The 2,619-nt window shown below is 65.8% G+C and carries 2 protein-coding genes; both read left to right on the forward strand.

What is annotated here, in order from left to right:
* Positions 1 to 94: 94 nt before the first annotated feature.
* Positions 95 to 1,615, forward strand: a complete 1,521-nt coding sequence (gene istA / locus HFL01S_RS24295) for an IS21 family transposase (RefSeq protein WP_084383632.1) — start codon at positions 95 to 97, stop codon at positions 1,613 to 1,615.
* Positions 1,605 to 2,423, forward strand: a complete 819-nt coding sequence (gene istB / locus HFL01S_RS24300; RefSeq protein ID WP_066263918.1) for an IS21-like element helper ATPase IstB — start codon at positions 1,605 to 1,607, stop codon at positions 2,421 to 2,423. Before istA ends, istB begins: the two co-directional genes overlap by 11 nt.
* Positions 2,424 to 2,619 lie beyond the last annotated feature (196 nt).

A 2,619-nucleotide genomic window follows, 5' to 3' on the forward strand; every position in this document is an offset into this window, starting at 1 on the left:
TGACCATCTGAAGGCGGGAGTGCCGCTTCAAAACTGACCAGGGTGTATCACGCGACTGCTGAATTTTTTGGCAGGAGCAAAAGAGGTGATCACCATGGACATGATTGGCAAGGTCAGGCGCATGAAGATGCGCGACGGGGTCTCGATCAGCGAGATCTCGAGGAAGACGGGTTTGTCGAGGAACACCGTCAAGAAGTGGCTGAAGGCGCCGGCGGCGACCCAGCCGCGGTATGAGCGGGCACAGAAGGTGGGCAAGCTCTCGGCGTTCGAGGCGACGCTGGTGGCGGCGCTCAAGACGGATGCCCACCGAGCTCGGGATCAGCGGCGCACGGCGCGGGCGCTGTTTGTGCAGATCCAGGCCCAAGGCTACCGTGGCGGCTACAGCGCGGTGACGGACTTCATCCGGACGTGGCGACAGGACTCGGGCAAGGACACCACGAAGGCGTTTGTGCCGCTGAGCTTCGAGCTGGGCGAGGCGTTCCAGTTTGACTGGAGCGAAGAAGGCATCGTTGTGGGCGGGGTATACCACCAGGCGCAGGTGGCGCACCTGAAGCTGTGCGCCTCGCGCGCGTTCTGGCTGGTGGCGTACCCCAGCCAGGGGCACGAGATGCTGTTTGACGCGCACACGAGGTCGTTTGCGGCGCTCGGCGGCGTGGCTCGTCGGGGCATCTACGACAACATGAAGACGGCGGTGGACAAGGTCAAGAAGGGCAAGGGCCGGGTGGTCAATGCCCGGTTTGCGGCCATGTGCAGCCACTACCTGTTCGATGCGGACTTCTGCAACGTGGCCTCGGGCTGGGAGAAGGGGGTGGTGGAGAAGAACGTGCAGGACAGCCGGCGACGGGTGTGGCTGGAAGCGCGAGAGCGCAAGTTCACCAGCTTTGCCGAACTCAACGCGTGGCTGGCCGAGCGCTGCAAGGCGGTGTGGGCGGACACACCGCACCCGCAGCACCGGGAGCTGAGCATCGCCGAGGTGCTGCAGCTCGAGCGCGAGCACCTCATGGGCATGCCGGCGCCGTTTGACGGCTACGTGGAGCGCCCCGCGCGGGTCAGCAGCACCTGCCTGGTGACGGTGGCGCGCAACCGCTACTCGGTGCCCTGCGAGTGGGCCGGGCACATGGTGAGCACGCGGCTGTATCCCGGCCGCGTGGACGTGGTCGCTGGGGACGCGCTGGTGGCCAGCCACGAGCGGGTGCTCAACCGGGGGCAGACGGTGTTCGACTGGCAGCACTACATCGAGCTGGTGCAGCGCAAGCCCGGGGCACTGAGGAACGGAGCACCGTTTGCCGATATGCCTCGGCCGCTGGCGCAACTGCGTCATGCCCTGATGCGCCTCACCGGTGGTGACCGGGTGCTCTCGGAGGTGCTGGCCCTGGTGCCTACGGCAGGGCTGGACACGCTGCTGGTGGCGGTGGAACTGGTGCTCGAACACGCCACACCCAGCGGACACATCAGCGTGGAGCACGTGCGCAACGTGCTGGCGCGCCTGAGTGATCCGCAGCGTCCGCCACCGGCGGACACGGCCCTGGCGCTGCGCGAGGCGCCACGAGCTGACACCCACCGCTACGACCGGCTGCGCGCCGCCGACGCTCAGGAGGCTGGCCATGCGAACTGAGATTGCCAGCGAACTCAAGAGCTTGCGGCTGTACGGCATGGCCAGCGCCTGGGATGATCTGCTGGGGCAAGGGGAGACGGCGGCGCTGCAGAGTGCACGCTGGCTGCTGGAGCACCTGCTGCAGGCCGAAGGGGTGGACCGGGCGATGCGTTCGGTGTCCTACCAGATGAAGGCGGCACGATTCCCCATGCACCGGGATCTGGCCGGCTTCGACTTCGAGGCCTCGGCGGTGGAGCGGGTGCTGGTCAGTCAGCTGGCCAGCCTCGCGTTCACCGACCAAGCCCACAACGTGGTGCTGATCGGTGGCCCTGGCACGGGCAAGACGCACCTGGCCAGCGCGCTGGGCATTGCGGCCATCACCCAGCACGGCAAACGGGTGCGCTTCTACTCCACGGTCGATCTGGTCAATGCGCTGGAGCAGGAGAAAGCCCAGGGGCGTGCGGGTCGCATCGCCGCCAGCCTGCTGCACGTGGACCTACTCATCCTCGATGAGCTGGGTTATCTGCCGTTCAGCCAGGCCGGCGGGGCGCTGCTGTTCCACCTGCTCAGCCGGCTGTACGAGCACACCAGCGTGATGATCACGACCAACCTGGCGTTTGCCGAGTGGTCCAGTGTGTTCGGCGACGCGAAGATGACCACGGCACTGCTGGACAGGCTGACGCACCACTGCCACATCGTGGAGACGGGCAACGAGTCCTACCGGTTCCGCCACAGCTCAGCGCAGGTCAAGGCCAAGGGCAAAGCACGTGAGCAGGCCAAAGACAAAGGCAAGACGGTCGTTCAGACACCAGCGCCCGAGCCATTCTGAGTTGACGGGCCGCCAGCAGGCCGCTGCGGGCTGCGCCCTTCGCAGCTGGCTTGCGGCCATGCACAACGCAGCAAGAAGGAGATTCAAGAAGCAGCGATGACCGTATAGTTATCCACAACCGGGCATCAAAAAACCCGGTGCAGGCCCCTGGTCAAAATTCAATCGGCACGCCTGGTCAGATTTGAATCGGCGCCAA

It is taken from the genome of Hydrogenophaga flava NBRC 102514, from assembly GCF_001571145.1.
Lineage (GTDB): Bacteria > Pseudomonadota > Gammaproteobacteria > Burkholderiales > Burkholderiaceae_C > Hydrogenophaga > Hydrogenophaga flava.

Excerpts from the sequence above, each read along its gene's own strand:
- istA (WP_084383632.1), top strand. The coding sequence starts at position 95 with ATGGACATGATTGGCAAGGTCAGGCGCATGAAGATGCGCGACGGGGTC.
- istB (WP_066263918.1), top strand. The coding sequence starts at position 1,605 with ATGCGAACTGAGATTGCCAGCGAACTCAAGAGCTTGCGGCTGTACGGC.